This is a genomic window from Acidovorax sp. (assembly GCF_046314175.1).
GTDB lineage: Bacteria > Pseudomonadota > Gammaproteobacteria > Burkholderiales > Burkholderiaceae_C > Acidovorax.
Window position 1 is genome coordinate 32105 of sequence record NZ_JBKBXG010000025.1, and the last position, 21333, is coordinate 53437.

At 65.2% G+C, this 21333-nt stretch carries 20 protein-coding genes; 18 read left to right on the forward strand and 2 right to left on the reverse strand.

Annotated features, from left to right (window positions below; genetic code table 11):
* Positions 1 to 3 precede the first annotated feature (3 nt).
* From ACK4OE_RS09370 to msrA, 8 genes are all read left to right on the forward strand, one after another.
* On the forward strand, positions 4 to 1293 hold the full coding sequence (locus ACK4OE_RS09370; RefSeq protein WP_409884540.1) for a 3-isopropylmalate dehydratase large subunit: 1290 nt from the start codon (positions 4 to 6) through the stop codon (positions 1291 to 1293).
* The gene (locus ACK4OE_RS09375) at positions 1290 to 1790 is read left to right on the forward strand and encodes a 3-isopropylmalate dehydratase (protein ID WP_409884543.1); all 501 of its coding nucleotides are present in this window, start codon (positions 1290 to 1292) and stop codon (positions 1788 to 1790) included. The genes ACK4OE_RS09370 and ACK4OE_RS09375 overlap by 4 nt, the downstream gene beginning before the upstream one ends.
* Positions 1783 to 3504, forward strand: a complete 1722-nt coding sequence (locus ACK4OE_RS09380; protein ID WP_409884544.1) for a hydantoinase B/oxoprolinase family protein — start codon at positions 1783 to 1785, stop codon at positions 3502 to 3504. Before ACK4OE_RS09375 ends, ACK4OE_RS09380 begins: the two co-directional genes overlap by 8 nt.
* The gene (locus tag ACK4OE_RS09385; protein ID WP_409884546.1) at positions 3501 to 5585 is read left to right on the forward strand and encodes a hydantoinase/oxoprolinase family protein; all 2085 of its coding nucleotides are present in this window, start codon (positions 3501 to 3503) and stop codon (positions 5583 to 5585) included. The genes ACK4OE_RS09380 and ACK4OE_RS09385 overlap by 4 nt, the downstream gene beginning before the upstream one ends.
* Positions 5582 to 6208 (forward strand): cysteine hydrolase family protein, encoded by a 627-nt coding sequence (locus ACK4OE_RS09390; RefSeq protein ID WP_409884547.1) that lies wholly within the window; start codon positions 5582 to 5584, stop codon positions 6206 to 6208. The genes ACK4OE_RS09385 and ACK4OE_RS09390 overlap by 4 nt, the downstream gene beginning before the upstream one ends.
* A complete protein-coding gene (locus tag ACK4OE_RS09395) occupies positions 6205 to 7632 on the forward strand; it encodes an FAD-dependent oxidoreductase (RefSeq protein WP_409884549.1) in 1428 nt (475 codons plus the stop codon). Before ACK4OE_RS09390 ends, ACK4OE_RS09395 begins: the two co-directional genes overlap by 4 nt.
* Positions 7633 to 7645: 13 nt before the next feature.
* Positions 7646 to 8509 carry an oxaloacetate decarboxylase gene (locus ACK4OE_RS09400; protein ID WP_409884550.1) on the forward strand — a complete coding sequence of 288 codons (864 nt, stop codon included), beginning with the start codon at positions 7646 to 7648 and terminating at the stop codon, positions 8507 to 8509.
* An 87-nt stretch (positions 8510 to 8596) separates the two neighbouring features.
* Positions 8597 to 9139, forward strand: a complete 543-nt coding sequence (gene msrA / locus ACK4OE_RS09405) for a peptide-methionine (S)-S-oxide reductase MsrA (RefSeq protein WP_409884551.1) — start codon at positions 8597 to 8599, stop codon at positions 9137 to 9139.
* 112 nt (positions 9140 to 9251) lie between these two features.
* Here msrA and ACK4OE_RS09410 read toward each other — a convergent pair whose 3' ends face one another.
* Entirely contained in the window at positions 9252 to 10040 is a 789-nt protein-coding gene (locus tag ACK4OE_RS09410; protein WP_409884552.1) for an FG-GAP repeat domain-containing protein, read from the reverse strand.
* Between the two features lie 338 nt (positions 10041 to 10378).
* Between ACK4OE_RS09410 and ACK4OE_RS09415 the strand changes: the two genes are divergently transcribed.
* From ACK4OE_RS09415 to ACK4OE_RS09455, 9 genes are all read left to right on the forward strand, one after another.
* Positions 10379 to 10804: a Fur family transcriptional regulator gene (locus ACK4OE_RS09415; RefSeq protein WP_409884570.1), complete on the forward strand. Its 426-nt coding sequence runs from the start codon at positions 10379 to 10381 to the stop codon at positions 10802 to 10804.
* The gene (locus ACK4OE_RS09420; protein ID WP_409884553.1) at positions 10801 to 11487 is read left to right on the forward strand and encodes an ATP-binding cassette domain-containing protein; all 687 of its coding nucleotides are present in this window, start codon (positions 10801 to 10803) and stop codon (positions 11485 to 11487) included. Before ACK4OE_RS09415 ends, ACK4OE_RS09420 begins: the two co-directional genes overlap by 4 nt.
* Positions 11484 to 12722, forward strand: a complete 1239-nt coding sequence (locus ACK4OE_RS09425; RefSeq protein ID WP_409884554.1) for an FtsX-like permease family protein — start codon at positions 11484 to 11486, stop codon at positions 12720 to 12722. Before ACK4OE_RS09420 ends, ACK4OE_RS09425 begins: the two co-directional genes overlap by 4 nt.
* Before the next feature lie 49 nt (positions 12723 to 12771).
* A complete protein-coding gene (locus tag ACK4OE_RS09430; RefSeq protein ID WP_409884555.1) occupies positions 12772 to 13023 on the forward strand; it encodes a hypothetical protein in 252 nt (83 codons plus the stop codon).
* A gap of 43 nt (positions 13024 to 13066) precedes the next feature.
* Positions 13067 to 13705, forward strand: a complete 639-nt coding sequence (locus ACK4OE_RS09435; RefSeq protein WP_409884556.1) for a DUF3299 domain-containing protein — start codon at positions 13067 to 13069, stop codon at positions 13703 to 13705.
* Between the two features lie 60 nt (positions 13706 to 13765).
* The gene (locus ACK4OE_RS09440; RefSeq protein WP_409884557.1) at positions 13766 to 14308 is read left to right on the forward strand and encodes a hypothetical protein; all 543 of its coding nucleotides are present in this window, start codon (positions 13766 to 13768) and stop codon (positions 14306 to 14308) included.
* A 486-nt stretch (positions 14309 to 14794) separates the two neighbouring features.
* Entirely contained in the window at positions 14795 to 16939 is a 2145-nt protein-coding gene (locus ACK4OE_RS09445; RefSeq protein ID WP_409884558.1) for a TonB-dependent receptor domain-containing protein, read from the forward strand.
* Between the two features lie 181 nt (positions 16940 to 17120).
* Entirely contained in the window at positions 17121 to 18743 is a 1623-nt protein-coding gene (locus ACK4OE_RS09450; protein WP_409884559.1) for a PAS domain-containing protein, read from the forward strand.
* A gap of 214 nt (positions 18744 to 18957) precedes the next feature.
* Positions 18958 to 19914 carry an AEC family transporter gene (locus ACK4OE_RS09455; protein WP_409884560.1) on the forward strand — a complete coding sequence of 319 codons (957 nt, stop codon included), beginning with the start codon at positions 18958 to 18960 and terminating at the stop codon, positions 19912 to 19914.
* A 66-nt stretch (positions 19915 to 19980) separates the two neighbouring features.
* Here ACK4OE_RS09455 and pdxH read toward each other — a convergent pair whose 3' ends face one another.
* Entirely contained in the window at positions 19981 to 20637 is a 657-nt protein-coding gene (pdxH, locus tag ACK4OE_RS09460; RefSeq protein ID WP_409884561.1) for a pyridoxamine 5'-phosphate oxidase, read from the reverse strand.
* Between the two features lie 221 nt (positions 20638 to 20858).
* On the opposite strand from pdxH, the gene ACK4OE_RS09465 reads away from it, so the two are divergent.
* Positions 20859 to 21329 (forward strand): (2Fe-2S)-binding protein, encoded by a 471-nt coding sequence (locus ACK4OE_RS09465; RefSeq protein WP_409884562.1) that lies wholly within the window; start codon positions 20859 to 20861, stop codon positions 21327 to 21329.
* Positions 21330 to 21333: the final 4 nt, after the last annotated feature.

The window sequence follows — 21333 nt, forward strand, 5'->3', positions numbered from 1 at the left end:
TGCATGACCACCATGCCTTCTAGTGGCCCCAGCACCCTGGCGCAAAAGCTGGTGGCTCGCGCCAGCGGCCGCGCCAGCGTCACGCCCGGTGACATCGTCAACTGCCGGGTCGATCTGGCCATGTTCCACGATTCGTCCGGCCCCCGGCGTTTGAAGCCCATGCTCGACGAGCTGGGCGCGCAGATCTGGGACAAAACCCGCGTCGTCTTGGTGATGGATCACTACCTGCCCGAGCGTGATGACGAATCCCGCCGCATCGTGCGCATCGCGCGCGAATGGGCACGAGAACAAGATTTGCCCCACGTGTATGACGGCAAAGGCATTTGCCATGTGGTGGTGCCGCAGCACGGCCACATCCGCCCCGGCATGTTCTGCGTGGGTGGCGATTCGCACTCGCCCACGGGCGGTGCGTTTGGCGCCTACATGTTTGGCATTGGCAGCACCGAGATGCTGGGTGTGGTGGTCACTGGCGAGATCTGGCTGCGCGTGCCCCACACCCTGCAGATGCACTGGAGCGGGCACCTGGGCACCGGCCTGACGGCCAAGGACATGATGCTGCACATGATCGGCCGCTTTGGCATGAACGGCGGCCAGTACCAGGCCGTGGAGTTTGCAGGCCCGGCAGTGCAGGCGCTCAGCATGCAGGAGCGCATGACACTGTCGAACATGAGTGCCGAACTGGGCGCCCAGGCCGGGCTGATTGCGCCTGACGCCACCACGCGCGGCTGGCTCCACGCTGCGGGCGTGGCCCACGACGCGTTGCAAGGGCTGGACGCCTGGTGCACAGATGAGGGCGCACCCCTCACGCGCCATGCGTTTGATGCGACCACGCTCACGCCCCAGGTCGCCGCCCCCCACAGCCCCGCCAACGCCGCCCCCGTGGCCCAGCACGCGGGTCAGGCGATTGACGTGGCCTACATCGGTGCGTGCACTGGCGCCAAGCTGGATGACCTGCGCGCCGCGGCCACCGTACTGCGTGGCCAACGCGTGGCCAGCGGCGTGCGCCTGATGGTGGCCCCCGCCAGCCAGCAGGACCAGGCTGCCGCGCGTGCAGAAGGTGTGCTTCAGGTGCTTCAGGACGCCGGGGCCGAGCTGTTTCCCACCACCTGCGGTGCCTGCGCAGGGTATGGCGACACGGTGGGCGACAACACCACCGTCATCTCCAGCACCGCGCGCAACTTCAAGGGCCGCATGGGATCGGCCACTGCGCAGGTGTACCTGGCGTCGCCCTACACCGTGGCCGCCTCAGCACTGCGCGGCTTCATCACCGACCCGAGAGAAGTGTTGGCATGACAAACACCCACCGCGTCTGGAAGCTGGGCGCCGACATCGACACCGATGTGCTGGCCCCCGGACACGCCATGAAGCACGGCATCGACGTGCTCGCTCGCCACTGCCTCGAATCGATGCGACCCGACTTCGTGAGCGGGGTTCGCAAAAGCGATGTCATCGTGGCCGGGCCCAACTTCGGCATCGGCTCATCGCGCGAACAGGCCGCCGCCGTGCTGGTACGCCTGGGCATCGTGGCGGTCATCGCACCGTCCTTCAGCGGCCTGTACTTTCGCAACGCCTTCAACCTGGGACTGTTGCTGCTCACCTGCCCCGAGGCCGATGCGGTGGGGGAGGGCGATGCCATCACGCTCGACTGGCAGGCACCCGCCGTCATCACGCAGCAGGGCCAGGCGCTGGCCTGCGATCCGATTCCCCCGTTTCTCATGGACATGGTGCGCGCTGGCGGTCTGCTGAACCAGCTGCGCACCCGCTTTGGCAAGGAGGCCATCAATGGCTGAACACAACACGATCGCACACACCGCACCGCCCCCCATGGACCCCGTTACCCTGGCCGTTTTGCGCGGCCGCTTGGAGCAGATTGCCGACGAGATGGACGCCACGCTGTACCGCAGCGCGTTCAACCCCATCATTGCCGAGGCGCATGATGCCTGCCACGGCCTGTACGACGCCATCAGTGGCGACACGCTGGTGCAGGGCAAGTCGGGCCTGCCCGTGTTTGTGGGGGCCATGGCGTTTGCGGTGCGCGCTGCCATGCGGGTCGCAGGCGAGCGCGGCGGCATCACGGCGGGCGACACCTGGCTGTTCAACGACCCCTACGAAGGCGGCACGCACGCCAACGACTTCAAGCTGGTGCGCCCCTTCTTTCGCTACGGCAAGCTGTATTGCTTTTTGGCATCGGCCGCGCACTGGCACGACGTGGGCGGCAACGTGCCCGGCAACTACAACCCGGCCGCCACCGAGTGCTGGCAGGAGGCGGTGCAGATCCCGCCCGTGCGCATCGTGCGCAGCGGTGTGTTTGATGACGACGTGCTGGCCATCCTCAAGGCCAACACCCGCCTGCCCGACAGCCTGTGGGGCGACCTCAATGGCCAGCTGGCCGCCCTAGACCTGGGCGAGCGCCGCCTGCACGACCTGCTGGACCAGTATGGCGACGCCGTGGTGCATCAGGCCATGGGTGAGCTGCGCACACGCGCCGTCAAGCTCATGCAGTCGCACATTGCAGCGCTGCCCGACGGGCGCTACAGCTTCAGCGACATCCTGGACAACGACGGCGTCAAGGATGAGCCACTCACCATCGCGCTCGACATGACAGTGCAGGGCGAGCGTCTCACGCTCGACTTCTCACGTACCTCGCCGCAGTGCGCCGGGCCGGTGAACATCTCGCGCGCCACAGCGATTGCGGCGTGCTACGTGGCGCTAAAGCATCTGTTCCCCGATGTACCCGCCAACGCGGGCGTACTGGATGCGGTGGACTTCGTGCTGCCAGACGGCCTGGTCATCAGCGCCGCCCGCCCACGCCCGGTGGGTGGCTACACCGAGACCATCCTGCGCATGATCGACGTGATTTTCAGCGCCACGGCGCAGGCTGACCCGAAGCGCGCCATGGCCCAGGCCTACGGCACCATCAACGCGCTGTCCATCGCAGGCCACCGCACCGACGCCGCTCGCAAGGGGCAGCGTTGGGTCATGTTCAGCTTCTTCGGTGGCGGCCACGGCGGGCACAGCGATGGCGACGGCCTGAGCCACGGCAACGCGCCCATCTCCACCGCCACCATCCCGCCGCTGGAAATTCTGGAGGCTGCGTACCCCGTGCGCTTCACGCAATGGGCGCTCCGGCCCGATTCCGGTGGTGACGGCCAGCACCGGGGTGGCCTGGGCGCGATCTATGAGATTGAGCTGCTGGAACAGGACGCCGAGGTGTTCATCTTTGGCGAGCGTGGCAAGGCCGCACCCCAAGGCATTTCGGGCGGTAGCGCAGGTTCCATGAACGTCTTCAGCTATGAAAACGATAGTGAGTGGCAGCAACCGCCCATGCGCTCCAAGATGATCGGCATCCGCCTGAAGCGCGGCGAACGCGTGCGGCTGGAAACCCCCGGCGGCGGCGGCTATGGCGCGCCCAGTGCGCGGAGTGCGGCTGCGCGTGAGAAAGATTTGGCGATGGGCTATGTGACTGCCCCAACCGCACTGAAAGCACTGAAAGGCAAGGAATGAGCAGCGGTAAGGTTTCGGAAAGAGATTCGGAGAAAGCGTCGTACGTCGTCGGCGTGGACGTGGGCGGCACCTTCACCGACCTGTTCGTGCTGGACGAGCGCGACGGCAGCGCCCGCATCGTCAAGGTGCCCAGTACCCGGGGCGAAGAGGCGCGCGGTTTCATGAACGGCGTGGCGCGTGTGGCCGACTCGGCGGGGCAGATCGCCACCATCGTGCACGGCACCACCGTGGGCACCAATGCGCTGCTGGAGCGCAAGGTAGCACGCACCGGCATCATCACCACGCGCGGTTTTCGCGACGTGCTGGAGATGCGCCGCCGCGACCGACCCCAGACCTGGGGCCTGCGCGGCAGCTTTGAGCCCATCGTGCCGCGCGACCTGCGCCTCGAAGTGGACGAGCGCGTGCTGGCCGATGGCACGGTGCACACCCCGGTGGACATCGAGCAGGTCAAGGCCCAGGCCCAGGCCTTGCTGGACGCGGGCTGCGAGGCGGTGTGCGTGTTCTTCATCAACACCTACGCCAACCCCGCCAACGAACAGGCCGCCGTGGCCGCGGTGCGCAGCGTTTGGCCCAACCCGCATGTGACAGCCGCCAGCGAGGTGCTGCCAGAGATCCGCGAGTTCGAGCGCTGCTCCACCGCCACGCTCAACGCAGCGCTGCAGCCCGTGGTGGGCAGCTATCTGGAACGGCTGGAAGGCGACCTGCGCACGCAGGGCTTTGGTGGCGAGCTGCTCATCGTGCAGAGCAACGGAGGCGTCATGTCGCGCCAGACGGCTTGCGATGTGCCGGTGCGCACCGCGCTCTCGGGCCCGGCGGCGGGCGTGATTGCCTGTGCGGCCATTGCACGCGCGGCAGGTTTCCCCGATGTGATCACGGGCGACATGGGCGGCACCTCGTTCGACGTGTCGCTCGTCGCCAAGGGCGAAGCCGCCCTGGCCGCACAGACCGCCATTGAATTTGGCATGGTGGTGCGCTCTCCGATGATCCAGATCGAGACCATAGGCGCGGGGGGCGGGTCGATTGCCTCGGTGGACGCTAGCGGCATGCTGCAGGTAGGCCCAGAGTCAGCGGGCAGTATTCCTGGCCCGGCTTGTTATGGCCGGGGCAACACGCGCCCCACGGTGACCGATGCCAACGTGCTGCTGGGTCGCATCGCGGCCGACCGACCCCTGGGCGGCGGCCTGCTGGCCGCCATGGATTCGCAAAAGTCGCGCGACGCCATTGAGGTGCATGTGGCCCAACCCCTGGGCCTGGATTTGATGGCTGCGGCCGAAGCCATCCTCACGGTGGCCAACGCCAAGATGGCAGGCGCCGTGCGTGTGGTGTCCATCGAGCGCGGTCACGACCCGCGCCAGTTTGCCTACATGCCGTTTGGCGGTGGCGGTGCGCTGCATGTGTGCGCCATGATGCGCGAGGTGGGCGTGGGCACGGGCATCGTTCCGCGCTACCCCGGTGTCACATCTGCCCTGGGCTGCGTGATGGCCGACATGCGCCACGACGCGGTGCAAACGCTCAACAAACCCCTGGCCGACCTGGACGTGGCCGACCTGCGCCAGCGCGTGGCCACACTGGCCGCGGCCTGCCAGCAGCGGCTGGATTCGGCGGGGGTGAAGTTTGTGCAGGTGCAGGAGATCATCGCGCTCGACATGCTTTACGCCGGGCAGACCCACACCGTACAGGTGCCGGTAGCGGCTGACGCGCTGAACTTTGATGGCATCCGCGCCGCTTTTGAGTCGGCCTACCGTGCCGCTTTTGGCCGTGTGCTCGACGGCATTGCCGTGCGGGTGATGAACCTGCGCTACGCCCGCGTGGGCGTGCGTCCCAAGTTCGACTTGACGGTGCTCGCACCGCAGACGACCACGGTGAACCCATCGCTGGGTGTGCAGCCTGTGTTCCATGCAGGCCGCTGGTGGGATGCCGCGCGCCACGCGCGACTGGACCTGCCCGTGGGCACCCGCATCGAGGGCCCCGCGATCCTGGAGCAGCCCGACACCACCGTGTGGCTGGAGCCCGGTTTCAGCGCCACCGTTGATCCGCTGGGCAACCTGCTGGTGCGTGCCGATGGAGCGGGTGCAGCATGAGCAGCACCACGGTTATCGACTCACGCCATACCGCGCTGGTAATCATCGACCTGCAGAACGACTTTCTGGCACCCGATGGCGCCTACGCCCGGGGCGGTGCGGTGAGCCCGGCTGCGCAAGCCTTGCCACCACGCGTCGCCGCAGTGGCCCAGGCGCTGAAGGCGGCGGGTGGCATGGTGGTCGGCAGCCAGTTCACCCTGTGGCCCGACGCGCAGGGCGAGCCCATGGTGTCGCCCCACCTTCAGCAGTTGCGCCCCTTTTTGCGCCGTGGCGACTTTGCTCCCGGCAGCAACGGCCAGGCCCATGTGGCAGACATCGCTCCCTGGGTAGATGTCTCGGTGTGCAAAGTCGCGTATTCGGCCTTCTTCAACACCCAGCTCGACTGGGTGCTGCGCCGCGCGGGCATCACCACGGTGGCGGTGTGCGGCATCGTCACCAACGGCGGTGTGGCCAGCACGGTGCGTGATGCCCACATGCGCGACTACCAGACGCTGGTGTTGTCTGACGGCTGCGCGGCCTTCAAGCAGGAGGTTCACGACACCTCGCTGGCCGACATGGCCAACGTGGCGCAGGTGCTGACCTGTGCCGATTTCAGCGCTGCGGTGGGAGCCACACCCGCATGACCGCGCCACCCATGACCGCGCCCCGCATCTGCCAAGCCGAACACATGCCCGGCACCGTGGCGCAAGACGCGCATGTGCCGGTAGTCATCGTCGGCGGTGGTGCCTGTGGGCTGACGGCAGCGCTGATGCTGCACGACGCAGGTGTGGACTGCGCGGTTCTGGAGCGCGACGCCACGCCCACGGGCTCATCGGCGTTGTCCTCCGGCTTCATTCCGGCGCCGGGCACGCAAGTGCAGCGCGCAGCGGGCGTTGACGACAGCCCAGATCGCTTTGCCGCCGACATCACCGCAAAAGCCAAGGGCAGGGCGGCGCCGCACCTGGTACAGGCCTACGCCCAGGCCATCGGCCCCGCGCTCGATGCGCTGCAGCAGCGCCACGGGCTGCAGTGGCAGGTCCTCGACGGCTTTCTGTACCCTGGCCATAGCGTACGCCGCATGCACGCCACGCCCGAGAAAACCGGCGCAGGCCTGATGGGCCGCCTGGCCAACGCGATGGCCGCCGCAGATATTCCGATGGTGACCGACGCCACCGTGCGCGAGCTGTGGATCAATGCAGGGCACCGCGTGATCGGCGTGGGCTACGAGCGGCCCGATGGCACGCTGGAACACCTGGCCTGCGACGCGCTTATCCTGGCGTGCAACGGCTTTGGCGGCAATGCGGCCATGGTGCGCGAGCTGCTGCCCGAGATGCGCAACGCGCTGTTTGCGGGCCACACTGGCAATGACGGCAGCGCCATTGCCTGGGGCCGCGCTCTGGGCGCCCGGCTGGCCGACCTGGGTGGCTACCAGGGCCATGGCTCCTGGGCCGTGCCGCAGGGTGCGCTGATTTCGTGGGCGCTGATGATGGAAGGCGGCATCCAGGTCAATGCGCTGGGAGAGCGCTTCCACGACGAAACTCAAGGCTACTCTGAGGCCTCGGTGCATGTGCTGGCGCAGCCCGGCGGCGTGGTCTGGAACGTGTTCGACGCGCCCATTCTGGCGCTGGCACGCACCTTTCCGGACTTTGCCGACGCCGAGGCCGCTGGGGCCGTGAAGCACTGCGACAGCGTGCAGGCACTGGCGGCGGTCATCGGGTGCGATGAATCAAATTTGATAGCTACTACCGCAAGCCTGACAAGCGCTAGCGACCAAAAAGACCATAAATTTGCTGAAAACCGCGTCTTTCAACGCCCCTTGCAGGCCCCGTTCTACGCCGTCAAGGTCACTGGCGCGCTGTTCCACACCCAGGGCGGACTCGATATTGACGCCCAGTGCCGCGTGCTCGGCGGCGACGGTGAACCGTTTCCCAACCTGCTGGCCGCAGGCGGCGCAGCGCGCGGCGTGTCGGGCAACGCGGTATGGGGTTACCTCTCGGGCAACGGGTTGCTCAGCGCGGTGGCGGGCGGTTACATCGCTGCACACACGGCGGCCCAACTGGCCCGTTAGAAAATTTGAAGACATGACTACTTCATCGCTGCAAGAACGCCTCCACGAACTCCGCACCATCCTCGCCCCCGGCGTGTACGACGCCCTGAGCGCACTGGTCGCCGAACAGGCAGGTTTTGAGGCGCTGTACCTCTCGGGTGCCTCCATTGCCTACACGCGACTGGGCCGCTCTGATGTGGGCCTGACCACCTACACCGAGGTGGAAGACACCCTGGCCCGCATCACCGAGCGCGTGCGCACGCCGGTCATCGTCGATGCCGACACCGGGTTTGGCAACGCGCTCAACACCCAGCGCACCGTGCGCGGCTTTGAGCGTGCGGGTGCCGCCATGGTGCAGATCGAGGACCAGGGCTTTCCCAAACGCTGCGGCCACTTGGACGGAAAAACCGTAGTGCCCATGGCCGAGATGTGCGGCAAGCTCAAAGCGGCGGTGGACGCGCGCCACAACGCCCACACTCTGATTCTTGCCCGCACCGATGCGCTGGCGGTGGAGGGCATCGAGGCGGCGTTTGACCGCGCCGAGGCCTACCTGGCCTGTGGCGTAGACGCGCTTTTTATCGAAGCCCTGCGCACCCCCGAGCAAATGGACGCCGCGTGTCAACGTTTTGCCCACCGCATCCCGCTGCTGGCCAACATGGTCGAAGGCGGCAAAACACCCATCCAGAGCGCTGCCGAGCTGCAGCAACGCGGCTTTCGCATCGTGATCTTCCCGGGCGGCACGGCGCGGGCCGTGGCGCACACCCTGCAGGGCTACTACGCCAGTCTGCATGCGCACCAGACCACGGCACCCTTTAAGGACCGGATGATGGACTTTGACGGTCTGAACGCGCTGATCGGCACGCCCGAACTGATGGCGCAGGGGCGTAAATACGAGTAGGGTGGCCGCCACCCCAATGTCCCCGCCCGCCCAGCGGCGAACGGGGCCGCGTACCATGCGGCCCACATTCACCGCATGGAGAACGACATGGCCAACAACCAACAAACTATCACCCTGGGCGGCGGCTGCTTCTGGTGCACCGAAGCCGTGTTCGACCGCGTGCGCGGCATCACCGACGTGGAAAGTGGCTACACCAACGGCCAGACCATCAACCCCAGCTACGAGCAGATCTGCCAAGGCGACACCGGCCACGCCGAAGTGGTGCGCCTGACGTTTGACGCCGACGAGATCAGCCTCGAAGAAGTCCTGGAAATCTTCTTCCACACCCATGACCCGACTACCCTCAACCGCCAGGGCAACGACGTGGGCACCCAGTACCGCAGCGGCATCTATTTCAACAAGCCCGAAGACGGTGAGGTGGCTAACAACATGATCCGCCAGATGTCGCAAGACAAGCTGTTTGGCGCGCCGATCACCACGGAGGTGAAGCCGCTGGACAACTACAGCACGGCCGAGGCGTATCACCAGGACTACTTTGCGAACAACCCGAACGCGGGATATTGCGCGTTTGTGGTGGGGCCGAAGGTGGAGAAGTTTCGCAAGACGTTTGCGAAGTATTTGAAGGGGTAGCCAGCCCAGCTGCAGTGTGTGGTGGCGCGGGGAGCGCCGCACACTTCAGGGTGCAGCCCCCACCCTGAGCGAGGGCTGCCTAAGCCGGCACATTGTCGAGTGGCTCCAGTCGCTATTGCCGAAGGCAGTCTTTCGGCGAGATCGTTTGGCGCCCAGAGCGCAGCCCAACAGATACTTGTGTGGTGGACACAGCTTGCATTCCACCCGTTATCGCAGTGGGCAGAGTGCACCGGCCCTGCTCCACCAGGCGCCTGTTCTCAAACCCCACCACACGAAGCTCGGTGCGTGTGGTATCGGGCACCAGCAAACGCACCTTTCCTCCCATTTCAAAAGCTTGCGACAGAGCCAGCTCCGTGCTGCCCAACGCATGGTTGGAGAAACCGCCCAGCGCTGCGACCTCGACCAGTGCAGCACCTTGCTTTTGATAAATTTTGAGGATACCCCCGATATGCGGCGTGATGACAGCAGCGATCTCCGCTTGGCCGTCACCGTCCAAATCGGCAACTGCCACTGGATTGAGCCAGCGCATGGGTGTGCCGATGGGAGCGGATTGCGCGCTGACCTCGATGCGCCCTCCGTTTAACCGCAGTAGCACTAGACGAGCGCCTTGGTTGCGGTGGCTGACGATTACCAAAATTTCGTCAGGCTCACTGGCAGCAAGCCGCACCATACGCGGAGTCAAATCCTCAAAGACTTCGTTTTCAGGCAGTTCGAACACCCTGCGCTGCCCTGAAGCCGTGATAGCAACCAAACGCGCGTACTCGTGCGGCCGCCCCAGTGCAAAGTGCCCGTATCGATCTACGGAAGCCTCAAAACTAGCCTGAACGATTCCCTTGGCATTGGCAACAGAAGCTGCAAGGACTAGCGGAATCGCGAGAAAAGCGCGCAGCCAAAAAATCATAGCGTTAGTAAGCAAGTAGGGTAGTCGCTGGCTTTTTTGGCTAGGCAACAAGTGATATGCATAGATAAACGATGGCTGTCTTGGGAACCGCTTACCAAAACCACCAGAAAGGGAAACACGTCAATGTTCTCACGGGTTAAAGGTGGCACCGACTTCATGGCAGCTCAGGCGGTGGGTGCCCCAAAGCCAATGGATCCGGCAGATAGGAGGAGATGATGCTCGGAGTGGTATGGGCTTTTGGCTACAACAGGCATTCCGCCTGTGCATAATGCAACCCAATTGCGTTTACGCCCTCCCAATTCATGCACCCCGAACTCGCTTGGACACTCCCCCCCGGTATGCGCGCAACCCGGGCAACACGGGCGCTTGCTGGGCTGTTCCAGGCTCAGCCTGAGGTCGCATTCTCCGAGTCTGAATTAGAGACAGCCCTCGCCACAGCTGGCGCCCCCGTCAACAAAGTCACCGTCTACCGCATGCTCGACCGCTTTGCTGCTGCGGGCTTGCTGCACAAACAGGTGGATGCCGCCCGCGTGACACGCTATGCACTGGCGCCCCGAGGCAAAGAGGGCGCCGCGCCAAGATTTGAGTGCGATGACTGCCACCGTCAGTTTCGCCTGTCGCAAGGCTCGGCCAAGGTGCAGACCGCGCTCAAGCAGGTGTTGCAGGCGCTGGCCACGGCCGGGCATGAGAGCCTGGCAGTAGACATTGCAGTGCGTGGTCGCTGCGCAGGGTGCGCGCACCCCTCCGCGGGGGCCGCCGCATGATTCGCACACGAGGCCTCTCTTATAGCTATGCGAACAGTGGCGCCGCTGCGCCACTGCGCTTTCCAGATGTGGACCTGCGCCAGGGCGGCACGCTGTTGGTGCGGGGCCGCTCGGGCTCAGGCAAGTCCACTTGGCTGTCGTTGATGGCCGGTTTGCGCGGGGCCAGCGGAGGCGATTTGTTTGTGGCGGGCACGCAGCTGGGTACGCAGCGCGGGGCCGAGATTGACGCCTGGCGGGCCCGCAGCATTGGTTTTTTGCCGCAAAAGCTGTACCTTTCCACCGCACTCACGGTGGCTGACAACCTGGCGCTGGTCTACTTTGCGGCCGGGCTGCGGCGCGACGATGCGGCCATCACCCGGGCGCTGGCGCATGTGGGCGTGGCTGAGCTGGCTGCGCGCAAGCCCCATCAGCTCTCGGGCGGGCAGGCGCAGCGGGTGGCGCTGGCGCGGGCGGTGTTGTTGTCGCCCCAAGTGCTGCTGGCCGACGAGCCCACGGCCAGCCTGGACGACGAAGCCGCTGCCGACGCGCTGGCGCTGCTGCAGCAAAGCGCCGCCGCCTGTGATGCCAGCCTGATCATCGCCACGCACGACCAGCGCGTGGTGGCGGCGCTGGCAGGTGCGCAAACACTGGATTTGAATGAAATTGGCGCCCAGCGATTATTGGATAAGCGCGAACAGCTATGAATTCAGGAGTAATCAAACTCGCCCGCCTGTCGTGGCGCTACCTGTGGTCCCGGCCTCTGGCTGCGGTGCTCAACCTGCTGGTGCTCACCTTGGGCTTGGCCGCTATCACGCTGGTGCTGCTGGTGGCCACGCAGCTCGACAAGGCGTTTGAACGCGACCTTGCTGGCATCGACCTGGTGGTGGGCGCCAAGGGAAGCCCGTTGCAGCTTATTTTGGCGGGGGTGTTCCACATCGACGTGCCCACCGGCAACATCCCGCTGCAAGAGGTGCAGGCGCTGCAAAAGAACCCGCTGGTGGCGCAGGTCATACCGCTCAGCCTGGGCGACAGCTACCAGGGCTACCGCATCGTGGGCACCACACCCGACTACGTGTCGCACTATGAAGCCACGTTGGCTGAAGGCGCGCTGTGGCAGCAACCCATGGACGCCGTGCTGGGCGCCACCGTGGCGCGCGGCATTGTCAAAGCCAGCCACGCGGGCGCACCACTGGTGGGTGCCACCTTTGTGGGTAGCCACGGGCTGGGTGGTGGAGGGCACGCGCATGGTGACCACCCCTACCGCGTCAGCGGCGTGCTCAAGCCCTGCGGCTGCGTGCTCGACCGGCTGATCCTGACCAGCACCGAATCCGTCTGGATGGTGCACGAGACGGCCACGGCCAGCGACCCCGAAGACCTGGAGATTTTGAAAGAAGAGCGCGAAGTGACCGTGGCCCTGGTGCGCTACCGCACCCCCATGGCCGCCATTACGTTGCCGCGCCAGATCAACAGCGACACGTCCATGCAGGCGGCAGCGCCCGCTATCGAAGTCACACGCCTGCTGCGCCTGCTGGGCGTGGGGGCCGATGTGCTGCGCGCCTTTGGCGGCGTGCTGCTGGCGGTGGCGGCGCTGAGTGTTTTCATCGCGCTGTGGAACGCCGTGCGCGAGCGCCGGGCCGACCTGGCCATGCTGCGCATGCTGGGCGCGCCGCCGGGCCGTGTGGCCGGGCTGGTGTTGTGGGAGGCCCTGTGGCTGGCGGCGCTGGCCTCCGTGCTGGGCCTGCTGCTGGGCCACCTGCTGGCCCATGGCCTGGGCTGGGCGCTGCAGGCGCAAGGGTTGTTGCCGGTTACCGGTCTCATCTGGCTGCCCGCAGAAGCTGGCGTGCCGTTGATGGCCGCCGGTGTGGCGGCGCTGGCGGCGCTGTTGCCTGCCATGCAGGCCTACCGCACCGAAGTGGCTGATCTACTCAGCCAGCCCTAGTCCGCCCGCAAATTCTCGTTTTCAAACCAACCGACCTGAAAGGCTCTCCATGAAAAAGCTCCTCACCGCACTCGCCCTGGCCCCCATGCTGCTTGTCGGCGCCCTGGCGCACGCCCAAGGCCATAGCGACAAGGAAACCAAGGCCGACATCGAGCGCCACCGCGCCATGGCCGCTGCGCACGAGGCCGCAGCCAAGTGCCTTGAATCTGGCAAAGGCCATGATGTGTGCCAGAAGGAACTCCAAACCGCCTGCAAGGGTCTGGGTATTGGCAAATACTGCGGCATGCGCCACGCGCACTGATCGCCACCCCCACGCCGTTCATTCTCTTTAGAGGTTGCCCGCCATGTTCCACGCTTTGAATCTTGCACCCGTAGGCCGCCGACCGCTCCGCCTGGCCTGGCTGGCTGCGGCGCTGGCACTGACGGGCGGCGCCTACGCACAGCAGCAGAGCACAGCCACCAAACCCGCACCGGGCGCTTTCGAGCGTGCCAAAGAGTCCCCAACATCGACACCGATGCCCGTGCTCTCGTCGCCGCTGCCTGCGGGCACAGGCACTGCCGTGCCCTCGGGCTCTGGCGCGGGCTACCACAGCCCCAACAGCCCCATCGCGCCACTGCCCCCGCGCAACGACGTGGTGCCGTGGTCGGTGCTGTCCGACCTGACCAAGAAGACCACCAAAAACGGCATCCTGCCCGTGTTCAATGACGCGCAAAAGGGCATGGACAAGACCACCCAGCGCATCCAGGGCTTCATGATGCCGCTGGACGCAAAGGCTACCCAGACGCACTTTTTGCTGACCAGCGTGCCGCTGACCTGTTCGTTCTGTATCCCAGGCGGGCCCGAGAGCATGGTCGAGGTCAAGGCCAAAACGCCCGTGCGCTACTCGCTGGAGCCTGTGGTGGTCGAAGGCAAGTTCACCGTGCTCACCAACGACCAATACGGCCTTTACTACCGCGTGGTCGAGGCCGTGCCGGTGAAGTGAAGCAACCCCGCATTCCTTCGCGCCCCGCTTCTGACTGTTTCGTAGATTGAATCCCGCCCCGTGACCCGCGCCCGCGCCCATCCACCCGCCGCCACGGCACAGCTTGCACTCCCGCAAGCGTCGGCCCGCAGGGCAGGGTTGGGTGCGCTTTTCCACGGTCAAACAAGCCGCCAGCTGTGGGCGCAAGCCGCTTTGGTATGGCTGCTCCTGGCTCTGGTGGTGGTGCCCACGCTGGGGCGCCTGCACCAGGTCATGCATGCCCCGGTGCAGCAGACGCATGCGTTGTCTGCGTCGCACGCGCTTGCCTTTGCAGAGCCCGGCGCGGGCGCTGACACCTCGGCAGGCCACGCTCACACACACGGCGACACGGCCGACGAACCCGCAGCCCACGCCCACAGCCTGCTCGACGCACTGCTGGCGCACCACGCGCCAGTGGACTGCCTCTTGCTCGACCAGTTGGCGCTGGGCGACGCATTGCACAGCGCCCCTGCGGCGCTTGCCGCCCCGGTCACCGCGCAGGCACCCCTGGTGCACCCGGCTGCCACCGCGGCGGCCCGGCATGTAGCGCTTTTTCACGCCCGCGGCCCGCCTGTGGTGGGGTGATGGGTTCAGCGGGTTGAGGTGCGCTTGCCGCCGGCGTGAGCTGCTTTTTGCAGCGGGGCGGCTTGGCGGATTCGCCTCATTCATTTCCCGCACTGAACCTGCACAGCGCTAACCACGCACCGCGCGTGGCTTCAGATCTGCACCTCGGCTGATCGATCAGGCACCGCTATTCGCAGCACACCGCCACGCCTGCCTGAGCCAGTCGAAGCCATCGTTTCGACCCGCGCAGTGCAAATGGCATGGGGCGGAGGCCAAAAACCGCCTCACCGGCTGTACCCACCGTGTAGATCTGAAACCGCTTCGAGCACCGTGGCGCTGGCTTGTCGCCGCAAATTTGTCACCGCAAATGCTCCTGATTTCATAGCTTGTAGCGCTTATCCAATAAGCGCTAGAGGCATTTTTTATTCATATTCTTGGTTTTATTGACCGCTCAGCGCCGTCAACCGCATGCCGCCCCCGGCACGCCCACCTTTTCGTATTGCAGCCATGACACACCACAGCCCCCATCACAGCACCCCTCTTCGGCCCGCCCTGCGTCGCGCCGCACGCCGCCACCCAGCCCTGCATCCGGTGGCTCTGGCCGCGATCATCACGCTGTCCGGCACCGGCTTGGTACATGCCCAGGCCACCGCCCAGGCAGCACCACCCACCGCCGCCAGCCTGCCCCCCGTCACTGTGTCCGCCAGCGGCCTGCAACTGGGTGCCAACGACATGACCACCCCCGTCACCGTGCTGGAGGGCGACGAACTGGTGCGCCGCCGTGAGGCCACGCTGGGCGAGACGCTGAACAGCGAGCCCGGCATCACTAGCAGCCACTTCGGTGCGGGCGCCAGCCGCCCGATCATTCGCGGCATGGACGGTCCGCGCGTCAAGGTGCTCAGTGACGGCGCCGAGCTACACGACGCCTCCACCATCAGCCCCGACCACGCCGTGGTGTCCGAGCCCCTGCTGGCGACGCAGATTGAAGTGCTGCGCGGCCCCTCGGCCCTGCTGTATGGCGCGGGTGCGGTGGGTGGTGTGGTCAACGTGCTCGACGGAAAAATCCCCACCGCCATCCCGCAAAAGGGCTACGAAGGCAGCGCCGAGCTGCGCGCCAACTCCGGCGCCAGTGAAAAAGCAGGCGCCTTCTCTTTGACGGGCGGCACCGGCAACCTCGCCGTGCACGTGGAAGGCGTGGCGCGCGACGCGGGCGACTACCGCGTGGGCAAAGGCTGGGCGCCCGAGGGCGAGCCCACCCGCAAGGTGCTGGGCAGCTTCAACCGCACCGACACCGGCAGCGTGGGCCTGTCGTGGGTGGGCGACCGGGGTTACCTAGGCGCGGCCTACACCCGCCAGGCTGCCAAATACGGCCTGCCAGGCCACAACCACAGCTTTGAAGGCTGCCACACCCACGGCAACAGCCTGCACTGCGGCGCCCACGAAGGTGAGGAGGAAGACGGCCACGACCATGACCACGACGCGGAGCATGGCGATGTGCCCGTGGTGGACTTGCGCAGCGAGCGCTTTGACATCCGAGGCGAGCTGCGAAACCCGTTTGCTGGTTTCTCGGCCCTGCGCCTGCGCGCGGGTGTGACGGACTACGTGCACGACGAAGTCGAAGACGGCGCCATCAGCACCACGTTCAAGAACAAGGCCTACGACACCCGCATCGAGCTGCAACACAACCCCATTGCCGGGTTCAAGGGCGTGATCGGTTTGCAAACCTCGCAGCGCAAATTCAGTGCCGTGGGCGAAGAGGCCTATGTCGAGCCCACCATCACCCGCAAACTGGGCCTCTTCGCGCTAGAGGAATACCGCCTCGGAGACTGGCGCTTTGAAGCCGCCCTGCGCCACGACCGCCAGACGGCCGAAGCACAGACCAGCGGTATCGAACGCAGCCACAACGGCACGTCCGCATCGCTGGGCGCGGTGTGGAAGTTCACGCCCGGCTACCAGGTCGGCACCTCCTTCACACGCGCCAGCCGCGCCCCGTCGGCCGAAGAGCTGTACGCCCAAGGCCTGCACATGGCCACCAGCACGTATGAACGCGGCAACGCCAACCTGAAGTCCGAGATCTCGCAGAACATCGACGTCAGCCTGAAGAAGACGGCGGGCGACACCACCTTTGGCGTCAGCGTCTTCCGCAACCGCATCAACAACTACATCTACGGCCGTACGCTGGATGAAGTCGATGGCCTGCAACTGCTGCAATACAGCCAGGCCGACGCCACCTTCACCGGCATCGAAGGCCAGGTGCGCCAGCGCATCACGCGCAACCTGGGCGTGACCCTGTTTGGCGACACCGTGCGCGCCACGATTGACGCAGGCGGCGGCCGACTGCCCCGTATCCCCGCCACCCGCGCGGGCATCCGTGTGGACGCCAATTGGCAAGCCTGGGAAGGCCAGGTCGAATGGGTGCAAGTAGCCCGCCAAAACCGCGTGGCCGAATTTGAAAGCGCCACACCCGGCTACGGCATGCTGAACCTGGGCGTCAGCTACAACGGCCAGCTCAGCAACGGCTCGCCATGGCAGGTGTATTTGAAGGCAAACAACCTGACGGATCGGTTGGCGTATGCGCACACCTCGTTCATCAAGAATGCCGCACCGTTGATGGGGCGGAATTTGACGGTGGGGGTGAAAGTGGCGTTCTGACGGGTGATGCCGTCGTGATGTGAGCAAGCCAGCAGCGGGTGAGGGCGCTGCTGGCTTGCTTTGTTTGGCTGCCTCGAATAACCGAAGCCAAGGGGCCCGGAACCCGTGCCATACTTGACCTAACCTAGCTGATTTTGCTATCGGTTGGATGTATTTGCCCCCCTTTTTGCAACAGCCCTGCATGCTCACCAGTCTCACGCCGTCCGCAAAACTGCTGCAACTGTTACCCGAGGCGGTGGTGCAAACCGATGCGCTGTGGGAGATCACCTATCTGAATCCGGCGTGGCACAAGCTCACCGGCCATTCGGTAGCGGCGGCCCTCGGCAGGTCTCTGCTGGAATTCGTGCATCCCGACGACATCGGCACCATGCGCTCGGGCATGCCGGTGTTCCGCTTGCGCTTTGCCGACGCGGACTATCGCTGGGTGCGTCTGCAGCTCCACCCGGAGACGGATGCGGCGAACCGGGTGACCAGCCGCCAGGGCGTCCTGATCGAGATCACCGAGGTCACCGAACAGGTGCTGGTGGAGATTCGCCAGCGCTTTCTGCGCTTGCTAGAAACCATTGATGGCGTGGTGTGGGAAGCTGAAATCGGCGTGGGCAATACCTTCCTGAGCCCGCAGGTCGAACGCTTGTTCGGCTACTCCGTCGAGGAGTGGCGGGCTGACCCGGGTTTTTGGCGGGCGCATGTGCATCCCGATGATCTGGAGGAGGCCCTGCGCATCGACGATGCCGCTTACAACGCCACGCACAGCCATGCCTACGAGATGAGTTATCGGCTGATTGCCAAGTCTGGCAAGGTGGTGTGGGTGCGTGATCTGTGCCGTGCAGTGGTCGAGCCGGGGCGACCAAACCGCATGATCGGCCTGATGATCGACGTGACTCAGCAGAAGGACACCGAACTTGAGTTGGTGCGCTCCGAAAACCGCTATTCGCTGGCGACTCGCGGATCCAATGACGGCATCTGGGTTTGGGACTTGCGAACGGACGCGCTGCATGTGTCCGGGCGTTTTCTCCAGATCGTCGGGCTGGGTAGCTCCGATCTTGTGCATGACGGAGGCTGGCGCTTTTTTGAGCAGCTCATCGATCCCGAGGATCGCGCTCGCGTGCAGGAGGCCTACCGCAGGCACCTATCGGGAAGCAGCCCGAACTTTTCAGTGGACTTCCGCGCGTTCCACGGGGCTGGGCGGCTGGTGTGGGTCAATTGGCGCGGGCTCGCTGAGTTTGAAGAGGGTGTTCCCGTGCGCATGGCGGGATCATTGAGCGATCTGGCCGAGCGTGGCAGTTCCTACGATGCGCTGACCAACTTGCCCGGCAGGCCGTTGTTCCGCGATCGCCTCGCGCAACTCATCGCGCTGCAGCAGAACGAGGTGGTGAACGGTGGTGGCGTGCCAACACACAGTGGAGCCACGATGTTCGCCGTGCTGCTGCTGGATCTCAACGGGTTCAAGGCCGTCAATGACAGCTACGGACATCATGTGGGCGACCAGCTATTGCAACAGGTGGCGCGGCGGCTCGAATCCTGCGTGCGGTCGGTTGATCTGGTCGCCCGCATGAGTGGCGACGAGTTCAATGTGCTGTTGGAGTCCATTGATCCCGCTGAAGCCAGCCAACGCGCGGAGCAGATTGCCGCCGCGCTGGAAGTACCTTACGTGATTGGCAGGCGCATCGTGATCAGTAGTGCGAGTATCGGATTGGCCAGCAGCGCATCCAGGCTGGCGACGGTCGACGAATACCTGCGCGCTGCAGACACCGCCATGTACCGAGCCAAAAGTCAGTCATTGGGCTTGTGCGTGTTTCAATAAAGCGTCGTGTCAGGGATCGCGGGCCGTCGCTGGCGCCAGAATTTTTGCATAAAAATGACCTCCAGCACTTTCTGGGTAAGCGCTGTTAGCTATTGAATTCATAGCTTAGAGACGCGCTTTTGGTGGCCGCCCAGGCCACAATAGGGCCCTGCTACTGGCTATTTGCCCCCTCCCACTTGCCCCTTCTTGCCGCGTTTGCGCGCCAGCTACCATCTTGAACTCGCCCGTCTTCACCTCGCTGATCCCCGTCATCCTGTTCATCGCCATCGGGTTTTACGTGGGGCGGCGTGGCTGGATTCGGGCTGGGGCGGTGAAGGACCTGGCCAACCTGGTGTTCATGGTGCTAACGCCCGCGCTGCTGTTTCGCACCATGAGCACGGTGCACATCGAAGACCTCAACTTCGGCCCCGTGGGGATCTACTTTGTGGCGTTTGGCGTGGTGTACACGGCCACGCTGGCGGTGCTGGGCTTTACCAGCCTGGGCGCGGCGCGGGCGCTGGCCAATACGTTCAGCAATACGCTCATGATTGGCGTGCCGCTGGTGGGGCTGGTGTTTGGCGATGCGGGGCTGGTGACGCTGTTCACGCTGATCTCGGTGCACTCGCTCATCTTGCTGACCGCCGCCACCGTGGTGTTTGAACTCGCCGCTGCGCGTGAACACGCAGGGCGTGAGGGCGGCACACAACCGCCCATGTGGCGCACGGTGCTGCAGGCGGTGCGCAACGGCATCGTGCACCCGGTGCCGCTGCCCATCATTGCCGGCCTGCTGTTTGCCCAGACCGGGCTGGTGGTGCCGCAGGTGGTCGACAAACCCTTGCTGCTGCTGGGGCAGGCGCTCGGGCCGATTGCGCTGCTGCTGGTGGGGGTGACGCTGGCGTTTACCAAGGTCGGCCACCACTTCAAGGCCGCCCTGCGCATTGCGCTGGTCAAGTGTGTGGTGCACCCCATCGTGCTGGCCACCCTGGGCTGGTCGCTGGGCCTGTCGGGCCTGCCGCTGGCGGTGATGATCGTGGCGGCGTCGCTGCCGGTGGGAGCCAACGTGTTTTTATTTGCACAGCGCTATGCGGTGGCCGAGGACGAGGTGACGGCGAGCGTAGCGGTGTCTACGGCGCTGGCGCTGGTGACGATGCCGGTGGTGATTTTGGCGGTGACGCGGTGGGTGGTGGGGTAGGGAGCGAAACACCGTTATGCGAGCATTCCGGCGTCGGTGTCTTCACGTTGATGGGGTTGGCAACGCTCAGGGTGCCAGCCGCTCCCTCACCCATTCCCCCCCGTCCATCCGATACCGCAACCGGTCATGCAAGCGGCTCTTGCGCCCTTGCCAGAACTCCCACTGATCAGGCTTGAGGCGATACCCGCCCCAATGTGGAGGGCGGGGCGGTTTCAGCATGAACTGCGCGCCGTATTTAGCGGCATTGGCCACCAGCACGCCGCGACCAGAAATGACCTGGCTTTGCGGGCTGGCCCAGGCGCCGATGCGGGAGTCGAGCGGGCGGCTGGCAAAGTATTCGTCGCTTTCTTCGTCGCTGACCTTTTCCACCACGCCCTCAATACGCACCACGCGCTCCAGCTCTACCCAGTGGAACTGCAGGGCCGCGTAAGGGTTGCCCGCAATCTGGCGGCCCTTGCGGCTGTCGTAGTTGGTAAACCAGACAATGCCGCGCTCGTCATAGCCCTTGATGAGCACGATGCGCGTGCTGGGGCGCAGGTCGCTGCCCACGGTGGCCAGGGTCATGGCGTTGGGCTCGGGCACCTGGGCGCTGATGGCTTCTTTGAGCCACTGGTCAAACTGCTGCTGGGGGGCTGCGTGCGAGGCGTCTTCGTTGAGTTCGGCGCGCTCGTAGCTCTTGCGAAGGTCGGCAATGGATGAAGAGGGTGCTGAAGGGGTATGCATGCCCGTGATTGTGCCCGCCGGGTTAAACCACTGGCTTGCGCTGGGGCAGGGCGCCCGCACACCCTACGCCGCGCTGGGTGGCTGGCAGCTACGCAGAGACGTGCAGAAAACCCGAGCGCCAGCACCCAGTATTCCTCTGCGGTTGAATCAGGCCAAATTTTCCAAAGCACGGCGGCCGTTTCCGAGCGCTGCCCCCTGCTGAACCACCAGGAGTTTCCACGATGCCTACCCTCAACATCAATGGCAAAGACACGGCTGTGGATGCCGATGAATCCACCCCCATCCTTTGGGCCCTGCGCGACACGCTGGGCATGACGGGCACCAAGTTTGGCTGCGGCCAGGCTTTGTGCGGGGCCTGCACAGTGCATCTGAACGGTGCGCCCATTCGTTCGTGCATCACGCCTATTTCGGCGGCGGCAGGCCAGAAGATCACCACCATTGAGGCTGTGACGGCCAGCGACAAGGTCGGCAAGGCCGTGCACGCGGCCTGGGTGAAGCACGACGTGGCCCAGTGCGGCTACTGCCAAAGCGGCCAGATCATGAGCGCCACCGCCTTGCTCAAAGGCAAGAAGAAGCCCAGCGATGCCGACATCGACGCCGCCATGGCGGGCAACGTGTGCCGCTGCGGCACCTATGTACGCATCCGCGCGGCCATCCATGACGCTGCCCGTACCTTGTCCACCGTGGCTTGATTGA